General features: G+C 45.4%; 13 protein-coding genes. 2 read left to right on the forward strand and 11 right to left on the reverse strand.

The features are described from left to right. Positions 1-3: 3 nt before the first annotated feature. A complete protein-coding gene (ccpA, locus tag EPH95_RS08405) occupies positions 4-1,023 on the reverse strand; it encodes a catabolite control protein A (RefSeq protein WP_142089068.1) in 1,020 nt (339 codons plus the stop codon). A 390-nt stretch (positions 1,024-1,413) separates the two neighbouring features. On the opposite strand from ccpA, the gene EPH95_RS08410 reads away from it, so the two are divergent. Further along, positions 1,414-1,701 carry a hypothetical protein gene (locus EPH95_RS08410; RefSeq protein ID WP_142089070.1) on the forward strand — a complete coding sequence of 96 codons (288 nt, stop codon included), beginning with the start codon at positions 1,414-1,416 and terminating at the stop codon, positions 1,699-1,701. A gap of 59 nt (positions 1,702-1,760) precedes the next feature. On the opposite strand, the gene EPH95_RS08415 is transcribed toward EPH95_RS08410, so the two are convergent. From EPH95_RS08415 to EPH95_RS08460, 10 genes are all read right to left on the reverse strand, one after another. Beyond that, on the reverse strand, positions 1,761-2,861 hold the full coding sequence (locus tag EPH95_RS08415; protein ID WP_142089072.1) for a bifunctional 3-deoxy-7-phosphoheptulonate synthase/chorismate mutase: 1,101 nt from the start codon (positions 2,859-2,861) through the stop codon (positions 1,761-1,763). Positions 2,862-3,072: 211 nt separating this feature from the next. Then, positions 3,073-3,393 (reverse strand): bacillithiol system redox-active protein YtxJ, encoded by a 321-nt coding sequence (gene ytxJ / locus EPH95_RS08420; protein ID WP_227004103.1) that lies wholly within the window; start codon positions 3,391-3,393, stop codon positions 3,073-3,075. 21 nt (positions 3,394-3,414) lie between these two features. After that, the gene (locus tag EPH95_RS08425) at positions 3,415-3,852 is read right to left on the reverse strand and encodes a YtxH domain-containing protein (RefSeq protein ID WP_142089076.1); all 438 of its coding nucleotides are present in this window, start codon (positions 3,850-3,852) and stop codon (positions 3,415-3,417) included. 25 nt (positions 3,853-3,877) lie between these two features. Next, the gene (locus tag EPH95_RS08430) at positions 3,878-4,303 is read right to left on the reverse strand and encodes a DUF948 domain-containing protein (RefSeq protein WP_142089078.1); all 426 of its coding nucleotides are present in this window, start codon (positions 4,301-4,303) and stop codon (positions 3,878-3,880) included. A gap of 114 nt (positions 4,304-4,417) precedes the next feature. Then, positions 4,418-5,725: a UDP-N-acetylmuramate--L-alanine ligase gene (gene murC / locus EPH95_RS08435; RefSeq protein ID WP_142089080.1), complete on the reverse strand. Its 1,308-nt coding sequence runs from the start codon at positions 5,723-5,725 to the stop codon at positions 4,418-4,420. A 297-nt stretch (positions 5,726-6,022) separates the two neighbouring features. Continuing rightward, positions 6,023-7,126, reverse strand: coding sequence for a nicotinate phosphoribosyltransferase (locus EPH95_RS08440; RefSeq protein WP_142089082.1), 1,104 nt, complete (start codon positions 7,124-7,126; stop codon positions 6,023-6,025). 79 nt (positions 7,127-7,205) lie between these two features. Next, positions 7,206-9,578 carry a DNA translocase FtsK gene (locus EPH95_RS08445; RefSeq protein ID WP_142089084.1) on the reverse strand — a complete coding sequence of 791 codons (2,373 nt, stop codon included), beginning with the start codon at positions 9,576-9,578 and terminating at the stop codon, positions 7,206-7,208. Between the two features lie 162 nt (positions 9,579-9,740). After that, positions 9,741-10,553, reverse strand: a complete 813-nt coding sequence (locus EPH95_RS08450) for a DUF1444 family protein (protein WP_142089086.1) — start codon at positions 10,551-10,553, stop codon at positions 9,741-9,743. 34 nt (positions 10,554-10,587) lie between these two features. After that, positions 10,588-10,908 (reverse strand): thioredoxin family protein, encoded by a 321-nt coding sequence (locus EPH95_RS08455; RefSeq protein WP_142089088.1) that lies wholly within the window; start codon positions 10,906-10,908, stop codon positions 10,588-10,590. 24 nt (positions 10,909-10,932) lie between these two features. Further along, on the reverse strand, positions 10,933-11,958 hold the full coding sequence (locus EPH95_RS08460; protein WP_142089090.1) for a PTS sugar transporter subunit IIC: 1,026 nt from the start codon (positions 11,956-11,958) through the stop codon (positions 10,933-10,935). A gap of 118 nt (positions 11,959-12,076) precedes the next feature. On the opposite strand from EPH95_RS08460, the gene EPH95_RS08465 reads away from it, so the two are divergent. Then, positions 12,077-12,523: a YtoQ family protein gene (locus tag EPH95_RS08465; protein ID WP_142089092.1), complete on the forward strand. Its 447-nt coding sequence runs from the start codon at positions 12,077-12,079 to the stop codon at positions 12,521-12,523. The last annotated feature ends 63 nt before the right edge of the window (positions 12,524-12,586 follow it).

Consider the following 12,586-nt stretch of genomic DNA (forward strand, 5'->3'; position numbering starts at 1 on the left):
GCGTTATTCCTTCACAACCTCCCGATGGGTTGTCGTATTTCGATACTCAATTTGATGAGGAAGAACGACGTTTTGCTCTTCGATCGTTTCATTGTCCATAAATTTCGTTAACAAACGCATGGATACAGCGCCGATATCATACATCGGCTGCACTACAGTCGTGAGTGTAGGACGAACCATCGTAGCCAGTCTCGTGTTGTCAAAGCCGACCACTTCAACATCGTTCGGAATCCGCAAGCCACGATCTTGCAAACCGTGAATCACGCCGAGCGCCATTTCATCCGTTGCAGAAAAGATGGCTGTCGGCTTGTTCTCAAGGGTTCTAAAATCGTCTACGGATTCAATCGCTGAATCATACGTATAGTCACACACTGAAATCAACGATTCATCAAACGGGACATTATTTTCGGCGAGCGCTTGCTTGTACCCTTTAAATTTTTGGTATCCGTTAACAGGATCTTCCAAAGTCCCTGTTACCATACCAATTCGCGTATGCCCTTTTTTCGCTAAATGATCCACCGCATCGAACGCAGCTTGAGCGTAATCAATATTCACCGATGGGAACTCCGCATCTTCATGGTATGTCGCCGCCAACACAACGGGAACGGACGAGCTTCTCATATGCTCGGCATGTTCTTCCGTAATGGCTCCGCCCATGAATAAAATTCCGTCCACCTGCTTTTCCATTAATGTGTTGAGCAAATGAATTTCCTTATTTTTATTTGTATCGGAGTTACATAAAATCATATTGTACTTGTACATCGTCGCGATATCTTCAATGCCGCGCGCAAGTTCCGAGAAGAAAATGCTTGAAATATCGGGAATGATCACACCGACAGTCGTTGTTTTTTTACTGGCCAGCCCACGGGCGACCGCATTCGGTCTATAATCCAACTTCTCAATCGCGTTCAAGACCTTTTTTCTTGTCGTCGGTTTTACATTTGGGTTTCCGTTGACAACTCTGGATACTGTTGCCATTGAAACCTTTGCTTCATCGGCAACGTCATATATTGTGGCACTCATTGGAATAATCCTCCTTATATATCCTTTCACTGTTTTCATTCGGATACCATCATCATACGATAACTAAAGGAGGTCCGCAATTCTTCCCTGTCATTCATATCGACAGTTTAAATACAATGTTTAATCATTTCTTGCACAGTCAGAAACGATAAAATGTTCGGCTGGCCGAAGAAATGCTTGGCGGCAAGTCAAGTTTCCCCGGTCACACACCGATACGAACCTATCGTTTTCATTATTTCCGTTCGCCCTTCCTCACAAACCTATGAAAAGAGAAGGATGTTAAAACGTTGATGATTTGTCATCAAAATACGTGGCCGCCTAGGGAGTTATGTTCGTTGCAGAAATTGACATTTCTTTCGTTTCCTTATATAAATGAGAGAGGGAATCGAGGTGAGCACGATGGACCAATTCGTTTTGCTAACGTTTTTTAACCCTGTTATTACCCTCATGTTAGGGTTTATCATCAGTAATATTTTCGGTCGAAAGAACCTTCAATGGATCATCGGAATCGTTATTACCGCCTTGTTTTTCTTATTGATTGTGGTGATTAACGACTTGAATTTTTCCGAAGTGCAAACATGGTTATACTTCGCTCTTTATGTCATAACGATGTTGATCGGGATGTTCGCGGCGATCACTACTCGAAAATACCGTTACAAATCGAATAAAAATGATTAAAAAACATTGAAACCGGCATCCTCTGGCGTATATTTGGATGCCGGTTTCTTTATTCGATCTTATATTTTTGCTGCTTCTCCCACGCCATCTTTAAGCAATTGTTCATTACGGAGCGTGTCGATAAACTCGTTGAATTGACCAATGTCCATTTGTTGGGCGGAATCTGAAAGGGCGACGGCCGGATCAGGGTGAACCTCCGCCATCACAGCATCTGCGCCAATGGCTAGCGCCGCTTTAGCCGCCGGCAATAATAAATCCCTTCTTCCCGTTGAATGCGTAACATCAGCAAGCACAGGCAAATGTGTTTCCTGTTTTAAAATAGGGATGGCCGAAATATCAAGGGTATTGCGTGTCGCCGTTTCATAGGTGCGGATGCCGCGCTCGCAAAGCATCAAGTTTGTATTCCCTCGTGACATGACATACTCTGCCGCGTTCATGAATTCCGAAATGGTTGCCGATAGTCCCCGTTTCAGCAAGATCGGTTTATTTGTCGCGCCGACTTCCTTCAGTAATTCAAAGTTTTGCATGTTACGCGCGCCGATTTGAATTACATCGAGGTGATCAAGCGCCGTTTCAACGTCTCCGGGAGTTACAATTTCACTGATTACCGACATATCGAAATGGTCGCCGGCTTTTTTCAAAATCTTTAATCCTTCAACGCCCAATCCTTGGAAATCGTAAGGGGATGATCTCGGTTTATATGCCCCACCGCGCAGCAAATTCACTCCGCGATTTTTCAAAGCTTCCGCTACCGTGAATACCTGTTCTTCGCTTTCCACCGAACACGGCCCCGCGATCAAGCGTTGGTTTCCATCCCCGATTTGTTCGTCTTTTACGGTAACGACGGTATTATCCGGTTGTTTTTTGCGAGAGACGAGCAATGCTTTTTGCTCATCTTCTCCCATCATCTCCAAACTCGCTTTGAAAATTTGCTTAAACAGATGCTGAAGCGTACTTGTTTTGAACGGACCTTCATTCTCTTCGGCAATTAAATCAAGCATTTTTCGTTCCCGCACAGGGTCATAACGTTTCGTGCCCGACTTGCTTTTAACGCCGCCGATCTTTTGTACAATTTCAGCGCGTTCGTTGATCAACTTTAAGATTTCCATGTTTTTATCGTCCAAAGAAGCGCGCAGCTGCTCCAACTCCTCGTTACTCACTAACATCCACTCCTCTTCGCATTCCACTGTATGGTTTTAAAAGCAATTATAACTTATTAACCGCAAGATGTCACGATGTTTTTCTTTATTTCTTAAACGCTTTTAAGTATTAAAGCAATATGTGCTTTTAAACCAGTGTTTGCACTTCTTCAGAGGTTGAATTTTTTTCTAGGTGCCCTAAAAAACCCTCGATATACGAGGGTCGCGATCCTTACAAAATCGTTTTTTCAAGGGTTTGTTCTGTTATGTCACTATGAGATGTATGCCATTTTGCTTCACTTGCAGTTAGCAGCAACGCTTGCGGCGATTCATGCTTAACATCCCAATATGTGGCCACATATTCCGATAAAGGTCGGGCTTCCTGGACATTTAAATAATACACCGGCACTTCGGGATGCTCTGTGGCGAATGCTTTAAATTCATCAAAAGCATTCGAACTTATAGGGCAAGTTGTACTATTTTTAAATAACAGGATCTCTCCGTTTTCTTCAATGGCATCGAACAATTGTTTTTGTTCAGCGATCTTTTTCACTCTCTTCCCTCCCAAATAAATTTACGAACGGCTGCTATCATCTTTTTTCAGGTCTTCCGCCTCTTTTTTTACCGAGTCTCCGATGTTTTCCCCAGCAGATTGCACTTCACTGGATAAATCATCCGCGAGCTCTTCCGCTGATTTTTGCGCATCATCGATATCATTTTTAACTTGGCCGGCAGCGTCTTTGATGCGGCCAACCACTTCGTTGGATTGTTCAGATACTGTCTTGGCCACATTTTGTGTTTTGTCAAAGGCGGTATTTGCAAATTCACTGCCTTTTTCATAGGCATTATTTGTAATTTCATACGTTTTATCTTTCGCGTTTACTGCACCTTCGCTGATGTCTCCGCGCAGTTCCTTCCCGGATTTCGGCGCAAGCAGCAGTGCTGTCGTTGCTCCTACAACTCCCCCGATAAACGTGCCTATTAGTAAATCTTTCGTATTCATGTCTCCCATTTTAAACCCTCCTGAAAATAATTATTTAAAGTTCGTTCCCTTTGTTTCGGCGGTTTTTCCACTTCTCATAGAGGTCAATGCATGCACTCCCCCATTGGACCACTTGCGCTACCTGCTCTGAATTACGGTCTGCTTCTTTTGAAACGGTTTGAGACATATGTTGAATAGAATCAGAAACTTGTTCGGTTGTTTTGCCAAGATCTTCAGCCGTTGCAAACAACCCTTCCATTGATTCTGATTTCGATTCAAAGTCTTCTGCCAGACGGTTCGTCGTTTTGACAAGATTTTCGGTCTCCGACGTAATCCCTTGCAGTTGCTGCTCTACAGCATCAGCTGTATTGCCCAACTGTTTAACCACCCCCTGTGCCGACTTGAGTGTTTGGATAATATAAAAAATAAGGACTACGATCGCAACGGCAACAATCGCAACACTTATATACACGACTGTCATACACGCATTCACCTCCTCATTTTGTTCCTACCATTCCCTTGACCGTGTTTTTTCAAACGCCTTGTCCCAAACTACGGAGTGACAGGTCCCCTGCCACATCCTTTGCTATACTGCTCATGTTTTGGACGAAGTGCGTTCTTCGTATGCACTTTGGTATTTTTGAATATCTCCTGCTCCCATAAACAGTAACACACTATCATCATGGTTTGCGAGCGTATCCATATCATCCAGTTGCAATAATTGAGCCTCGGGAATTAAGTTCAATAAATCCTCAATCCTCGTTTGGCCTTTCCGCTCCCTCGTAGAGCCGAAAATATCGCACAAATAGACGACATCCGCCAATCGCAGCACATCCGCAAATTCCTGAATAAATGTCACAGTTCTCGTAAACGTGTGCGGCTGAAATACAGCTACAATTTCACGTTCCGGAAATTTGGATCTGGCTGCATCAATGGTTGCTTTAATCTCCGTGGGGTGGTGCGCATAATCGTCAACGAGCAACTGCGACCCCCATTCTTTTTCGGTGAAACGTCTTTTCACGCCTGGGAAATCTGCCAACCGTTGTTTCATTGTTTCCATCGGCATCTCTTCGTAATGACAGAGCGCGATTACCCCAAGCGCATTTAAAACATTATGGTCACCATGTCCGGGAATCGTGAACGTTCCGAAATAATCCCCTCGGATCATTACATCAAAATTCGTGCCGTCTTCATTGCTTTGAATATTTTTTGCAGTGAAGTCATGCGTTCCCTCGATGCCGTAATAAACGATTGGCACCGGGGCGTTTAGGGTTTGTAAATACTCATCGTCTCCGCAGGCAATGATCGCTTTATTCACTTGCGTAGCCATCTCATCAAAAGCATCGACGACATCATCGATGTCTTTAAAGTAATCAGGATGATCATAATCAATATTCGTTATGATCGCGTAATCAGGGCGATAGTTGAGAAAATGCCGTCGGTATTCACATGCTTCAAAAACGAAAAAGGAACTGTCTTTCTCCCCTTTTCCGGTGCCGTCCCCAATCAAATAGGACGTCGGTCGGTAAGAACCGAGCACATGGGAAAGCAACCCCGTCGTTGATGTTTTTCCATGCGTTCCGGTAACGGCAATGGACGTAAATTGAGATGCCAACTCACCCAAAAAAGCCGGGTAAGCTTTCACCGATAGGCCTTGCGTATTTGCTTCCGCCACTTCTTCATTATCATCATTATAAGCTGCCGAGGCTACGATGGTATGCTCTGGGTTTATATTTTGCTTATGAAAATCGTATATCGGAATACCTCGCGCTTCTAGAGGGTTTTGTGTAAAAAAATATTTATCCACATCGGATCCTTGCACGCGTTCATTCATATCGTGGAGAACTTGTGCCAACGCACTCATTCCTGACCCTTTTATGCCGATAAAGTGGTAACTAGTCATACCCGGGGACCTCCAAATCTAAATTGCCCTTCACACGCGTGTTTTCGGGGCAACCATCATGTATCTTTTGACTGCACATTTTTTTATTATACCAAAATCGACTGCGAGAACAAAGTGTGTCAACAGCCGTCGCCAACTATAAAGAATGTTGCTTTCTTCCTCCTCATGCAGTTCAATATTCTTATTTGTTAAAGCCTTCCCCTAGGGGTGCTACCCTGTCGTTCGCCTGCTTACATCTATGCTATGCGAAAAACCACAAAAAGAGATTGTCTATCCATGATTCGTTTATAACGACGCTTACAGATCGTCGATTCGCTCCATCTTCGGATTTTCCCGAATTTTTCGGCCCGCCTTCGCTTCATGGTGGCCATTCAAAATAACATTATCCCCCGTAAAGCTGACCGTCTTTTCCAACAGGCTGCTGCCAACGCCGTAGGAATCCACCGGCACGTTGGCATCCTCATACGCCTGAATTCTCTCGGCGGTGAAACCTCCACTGACGGTAATTTTGACATTATGAAAATTTTCCGCATCCAAAGCTTCGCGCAACGCAACGATTAATGGTGCATTCACGCCGGTTGGGTCAAAATCTCCCATTTTATGGGGATTCTTTAAAAAGTATTGATCAACCATATTCCCAGAAGTGTCCACTCGGACAGAATCGAGCATGCCTTTGAATTCACGGGCAACTCGCAATGAATCCGTGATTACATCGTTATTATAATCCACAAGCGCCATTAAACGATCATCGGGATACATATCCCGGTACGCATGACTGGCAGCTACGAGATCTCCATGGAACATTTGAATGAGGGCGTGCGGCATCGTTCCCATCCCTTCTCTGCCCCACCATTCATTCATGGCATGGGTGGATTGGGCTTGAGATCCTCCGATAAATGCGGAGTAGCCATCGCCGGCCTGTTGGGTGAAATGATCATCGCGATCCCCCATGAAAATGACCGGCTTTTGCTTCCCTGAACTGCGAGCCGCTTTGACCACTTCATACACATTGGTAGCCACTGACGTACGGCGGGCAAAAATACCGTCAATGACCCCTTCCAAATAGCCGAAATGTTGGTAGGGTCCCGTGATCGACAGTACCGTTTCATATGGTTTAATTTTGTCGCCGTCCTGCAACGAGTAAATCTCCAATTCTTCCGGGTGATCCGCAAACGTCTGCAAGAGCGCGATCACCTCATCGGTTCCGCATAAAACGGCATGCTTTTTTTGAAAAAATTGCATTGTGACAATATCGTCTGGTTTATGTTTCTTAATAATTTCTTTCGTTTTTAAAAAATAAACGGCAGAAAACCAGCCTTCGCCAACGCGTCTGTCAAATTTAAAGGTTTTGTTTGTCAGGCGTTTCAACTTCCCTTGTAATTTTAAATCGATTTCTTTCATGTCCGGCTCCTCGTACTTTTATGGATGTTACAGTTATCTTATTAGATCGTGCGCAATTTCACAAGTGAAGCGTGAATAATCATTTTTCCAACATAGCGGATAGTTGCTCGTCATTCACGAGAACATCACGGGGTTTTGTTCCGGCTGCCGCGGAAACGATGCCCCTTGTTTCCATCATGTCCATGAGCCGAGCAGCCCGGTTATAGCCAATGTGAAATTGACGTTGAATGAGGGATGTGGATGCGCTTCCCTGCTGTATAACAAAATGTGAAGCGTCTTCCAATAAGTCATCATCGTCGGAACGTGATTCGTGCTTAACGACTTCATCTTTTGAAAACAAGTACGCAGGCGCCCGTTGATGACGCAAATAAGTGGCTACCTCGTCAATTTCTTGGTCCGACACGAACGTTCCTTGCAAACGGACAAGTTTCGAGGCCCCATTCTCGCTTACCAGCATATCCCCTTTTCCAATTAGACGTTCCGCTCCGCCTTTGTCCAAAATAGTCCTGGAGTCCACCGCGGAAGAAACGGCAAAAGCAATGCGCGTCGGAATATTTGCTTTGATTAAACCTGTAATGACGTCGACCGACGGGCGCTGGGTGGCAACGAGTAAATGGATGCCGCACGCCCTTGCTTTTTGGGCAATCCGGCTGATCGACGCTTCCACATCTTGGGGAGCGACCATCATAAGGTCAGCCAATTCATCAATAACGATCACGAGGTAAGGCAGTTTTTCATCCGTCTTTTGATTATATCCTTTAATATCCCGCACTCCCGCTTCTGCAAAACGTTGGTAACGCCTTTCCATTTCAGCAACGCTCCATTTCAACGTCATCGTTGCCTCTTTCGGGTCAGTCACCACCGGTGCGGCGAGATGTGGAATATCTTTGTAAAAGGCAAGCTCAACAACTTTTGGATCGATGAGCAGCAGCTTCACTTCTTCAGGGTCTGCTTTGTATAGCAAACTGATGAGGATCGAATTTATGCAGACACTTTTACCTGAACCGGTGGCTCCCGCGATCAATCCATGAGGCATGTTGCTTAAATCCATGATATTAGGGTCCCCGGTGATATCAAGACCCAATGCAACAGCAAGGGGGCTTTTATGCTCCCGAAAAGCTTCTTTCTCGAATAACTCGCGTAACGCGACAGGTTCGCGATTTTCTTTAGGAACTTCAATTCCGATGGCATTCTTGCCGGGGATCGGCGCTTCCATCCGCAAGTCCGTAGCCGCCATCGCCAATTTCAAATCATCGCTGAGATTCGTTATTTTATTTACTTTCACCCCCGGAGCCGGCTGTACTTCAAAGCGAATAATCGAAGGCCCTTCCGTAACATTGGTTACTGCCGCCTTCACCTGAAATTGATGCAAAGTTGCTTCCAATTGATCCCGCTGCTCCTGCAGCTTCTCTTCATCCAAACTGGAAGCTTGCATCGGCGGTGTTAACAGGTTGAGCGGAGGCGAATCATAGCCTTGTCTACCGCCTTGGTTAGGCACGGTCGGTTTCGAGGAAGGGCTCCTTTCTTTTTTCTGTTTTTTCCTCTTCTCATAATTATAGCGGTCCATCGGTGTCATCATGACATTACTGGCATCACCCGACGATTTTTTTCTTTCCCTGTCCGTTGTTCTGGCCCGCCTGGCCGCTTGATTTGACGTTTTTTGTTTGCGTCGCTCTTCTGCCTGTTCGGAAATTTTGTTCGGGGTGCTTGGACTAGGAGTTGCAGGTCCGTCTGCGCTTTGTTTCGGCCGTTCGGATACGCCCCGTAAGTTTAGTTCATGTTCCGCCTCCCGGTGGTACTCCGCAGCTGTTTCCCTCCTCTTTTCTTCATCGTCGTTGATTGCCATGTCTTCCCGCGATGGAGATGTTGTTATCGGTGCTGCTGCCGGCAAATTCAATTCATGTTCCGTCTGATGGTGGTGTTGCGCAACTGTTTCCCTTCTCTTTTCTTCATCGTCGTCGATTGCCATGTCTTCCTGTGATGGAGATGTTGTTACCGGTGCTGCTGCCGCAATTTCCACTTCCTGCGCCTCTGTCTCCTGCTCGGACAAAGACGCCCGTGTTTTCGGTGGTTTTTGATAGCCATGCACGGGAGAAGGAATATGGGTTAACGTAAAATCCTTATTTGTGAAGTATTCTCTCTTCTTCTCTTTTTGCGGAGGTTCTGGTTTTGGTTTTTGGTATCTCGGTTTCACATTCTCGGATTCCTGTGACCTTCGCGGTTGACGGCGTGGGGGCAACGCTTCAACATCCATTGGAAATCGAAAGTTTCCCCCTTTCGGATATCTATGTACGACCTTGGCGCCGGACGCCTGTCCAACACTTGCCGTGTGTCGTTGTTGCTTCTTTTTTCTATATTGAACCTGTTCTTCTCGGTTATTTTCATCATCTGATTGCTCGCCGAAAAAGTAACGGTTGATTTTTTTGAGGACATTGCTCCACTTTCTGGACATCAGCAATCACCCATTCCATTATTTTGAACCCTGCCTTTCTATTGTACAGAAGCATGCAAAAAACAACTAGGGTTGCGTACAAGAAATTCTTTCTACAAGAGAAAAAACCACGGGAAACTTCCCCATGGCTTCTGTCATTCCTTTAAAGTTTTCAACATTCGTTTACTTATCCTCATTCGGCATGCCTTTCGGCTTTTTGCGAGCCAAAATAAAGATTGGGTCCATCTTTCCTTCCTCGTAAATAAACGGAAGCGCCGTAATAGGCATTCGGCCTTCTCCAAAAAATTTAAACGCCATTTGTGCAAGGACATCGTATCCTTGTTCATTTTGGATATCGGCAAGAATGAAAACGTCCTGGTGGGGCACGGCAAGGGCTAGTTCTCCGTCAATGCTTTCAGCAACCTCGTTCACCCAAGCGTCATTTAAAATCCTGCTCGCATCATATCCATCATTCGTATTCACGAAATAAAAGCGATTCCCGGCAACGTCGTCTGCTCTAGTCGTTATGGAAAGAGACCGAATGTTAAAGCGGGCCGCTTCTTTCATCTTTTGCTCGTTCATCCCCTCGTTTTCCAACATTTGCTGATCAATCAACGCGTAAGTCTTCCCTTGATCCAAGGCATAGTAAATACGTGTCTCAGCGGTATGAGGTTCCACAATTAGGGCGCGTCCATCCTCTGTCTCGGTAGGGAAAGAGGTTGAACGAATAACCGGATAAATGTTTTGCTCCATGCCGGATAACGATTTTTGTTTTTTCATGGCTGCAAATGTTTCTTGAATGTAAGTGACCGTGTCTTGTAATCCATCTTCCCCCTTATTTTCAAACTTCGATTCAAGGCGAGGAAGATCAAGGGTTAATCCTTTTCCAAGCTCCTTATGCTCTATACGCACTTGTCGCGTTTCTTCATCTACTTCGATTTTATGTGCCGAGAACTCCTGTTTAATGCGTTCCAACACTTTGGATTTCTTTGCCATCGTTTCTGTCTCCTTACCATTCGTTTTTCGCTTATCACCGGGATAAATAGCGATCAAGAAATACTGTAATTTCTTCCTCGGTTTTCCGATTTTTATCTGCGAAACGATCGATTTCTTCACCGTTTTTAAAACCTACAAAGCTCGGAATGCCAAAAATATCGTATTCCTGGCACACTTCCAGTAATTGATCCCGGTCTGCATGGACAAATTGAACTTCCGGATAATCCGCTTCTATCGTCGGAAGAACCGGTTCGATCACGCGGCAATCGGGGCACCAGTCAGCACTAAATAGCACAACGACCCTCTCCCCTTGTATAGCTTCTTGAAACGCTGTTTTCGTTTCCACTTTTTCCATTATAATGTCCTTCCTTTCCATTCTTTACCCTTGATCAATCGTCATATCTCCGTCTTTAATACGACCGCTTTTTCGAAATCCCCGATCAATAAGATACGTCAGCACCCCGGGAAGCACAATGTGAAACACAAGTATAAGAATAAAGACTTGCATGGTAAAACCCATCGTCGTAAATGTCATAATCTGGCCTACAAAGCCGCTGGTACCCATTCCGGCGCCTTCCGGATTGTTTTCCATACCGAAATAAATAACCGCGATGGGCGCGAGTATCATCCCGGCAAGTGTCGGAGGAACGACAATCCATGGATTGCGCACGATATTGGGGACTTGCAACATCGAGGTCCCGATGCCAAGCGAAACAAGCCCTCCCCACCGATTTTCACGGAAACTGCTGATCGCAAACCCTACCATCTGTGCACAGCAACCGACCGTCGCTGCTCCCGCTGCCAATCCATCCAGCCCTAACATGATCGCGATCGCTGCACTGGAAACGGGGAGTGTGAGTGCCAATCCCATCAGCGCGGAAACAACGATGCTCATCGTCAGGGGCTCTTGTGCCGTTGCCCAATTTATCACGGACCCAAAGGCTTCCAATCCGTTTCCGATTACCGGACCAATTGTAGACGCTAATACAAAACCTGTAGCTATCGTAACAAAAGGCGTTAAAAGAATGTCAAATCGTGTTTCTTTTGAAATCAATTTCCCACATTCAACGGAAATTAAAACAGCAATAAACGCCCCTGCCGGTCCGCCTAATTCTTCTCCTGCAGCCCCGCTTACCACGGCCGAAAACATAACGAGGGGCGGCGCGTTAAGGGCATAGGCGACAGATACCCCAATCGCGGGTCCTAAAAGGCTCATGGCGAGCCCGCCCATGTCTTCCAGAAAAGTCCCGATAAATAGATGTCGCGGGACTTGTTCACCCGCCGTTTGTATAATTAGGCCGACGATAAGGGAAGAAAACAATCCTAACGCCAAATAGCTCAACGCCGTGATCAGGTATGTACGCCATGATAAGTCGATCCCTTTCTTTTTTAGAAAAGCGCGCATTTGTTTCTTGCTCCTTTAAAAGGCTTCGTTTGCTTTATAAAAACCAAGAAGCTACACTTAAATTAAGATCTTAGAAAAATCATGAATACCATCCATTTTTACAAAGGGGTGTGCACGTATGGAACTTAATGTTTACTTAGCCGGACAAATTCATGACGATTGGAGAGAAACGCTCAAACAAAAAGCAAGCAAGAAAGATCTCCCGATTCATTTTTTTGAACCGATGACCAATCACGACCGTTCCGACAATATTGGTGAAGAGATTCTCGGCGAGCAGCCAAATGCCATTTTTAAAGACGAAGCGGCTTCCGCGTTCAATAACTTGCGAACGAACGTGCTCATGCAAAAAGCTGATGTTGTACTCGCCCTATTTGGAGACCAATACAAACAATGGAATGCGGCCATGGATGTGGGTGCTGCTACTGCTCTAAACAAACCGTTAATATTGGTCCGCCCTGAATCATTGCATCATCCATCCAAAGAAATGGCCAACCAAGCGCAGGTGGTCGTTAATGACCTGGACCAGGCCATCGAAGCACTAGCTTATATTTTTCAAAACGAGTAAACGCAATGCAGTTGCCAATCCTTCTTTTTTAACAAAGGGTGATTGGCATTTTTGTTCGCAAAA

The sequence above is a fragment of the Salicibibacter halophilus genome (assembly GCF_006740705.1).
Taxonomy (GTDB): Bacteria; Bacillota; Bacilli; order Bacillales; family Marinococcaceae; genus Salicibibacter; species Salicibibacter halophilus.

Bases quoted from the DNA above. Each gene is read 5' to 3' on its own strand.
- ccpA (WP_142089068.1), bottom strand. From the start codon at position 1,023: ATGAGTGCCACAATATATGACGTTGCCGATGAAGCAAAGGTTTCAATG.
- EPH95_RS08425 (WP_142089076.1), bottom strand. From the start codon at position 3,852: ATGGGAGACATGAATACGAAAGATTTACTAATAGGCACGTTTATCGGG.
- EPH95_RS08430 (WP_142089078.1), bottom strand. From the start codon at position 4,303: ATGACAGTCGTGTATATAAGTGTTGCGATTGTTGCCGTTGCGATCGTA.
- murC (WP_142089080.1), bottom strand. From the start codon at position 5,725: ATGACTAGTTACCACTTTATCGGCATAAAAGGGTCAGGAATGAGTGCG.
- EPH95_RS08440 (WP_142089082.1), bottom strand. From the start codon at position 7,126: ATGAAAGAAATCGATTTAAAATTACAAGGGAAGTTGAAACGCCTGACA.
- EPH95_RS08445 (WP_142089084.1), bottom strand. From the start codon at position 9,578: ATGTCCAGAAAGTGGAGCAATGTCCTCAAAAAAATCAACCGTTACTTT.
- EPH95_RS08450 (WP_142089086.1), bottom strand. From the start codon at position 10,553: ATGGCAAAGAAATCCAAAGTGTTGGAACGCATTAAACAGGAGTTCTCG.
- EPH95_RS08455 (WP_142089088.1), bottom strand. From the start codon at position 10,908: ATGGAAAAAGTGGAAACGAAAACAGCGTTTCAAGAAGCTATACAAGGG.
- EPH95_RS08460 (WP_142089090.1), bottom strand. From the start codon at position 11,958: ATGCGCGCTTTTCTAAAAAAGAAAGGGATCGACTTATCATGGCGTACA.
- EPH95_RS08465 (WP_142089092.1), top strand. From the start codon at position 12,077: ATGGAACTTAATGTTTACTTAGCCGGACAAATTCATGACGATTGGAGA.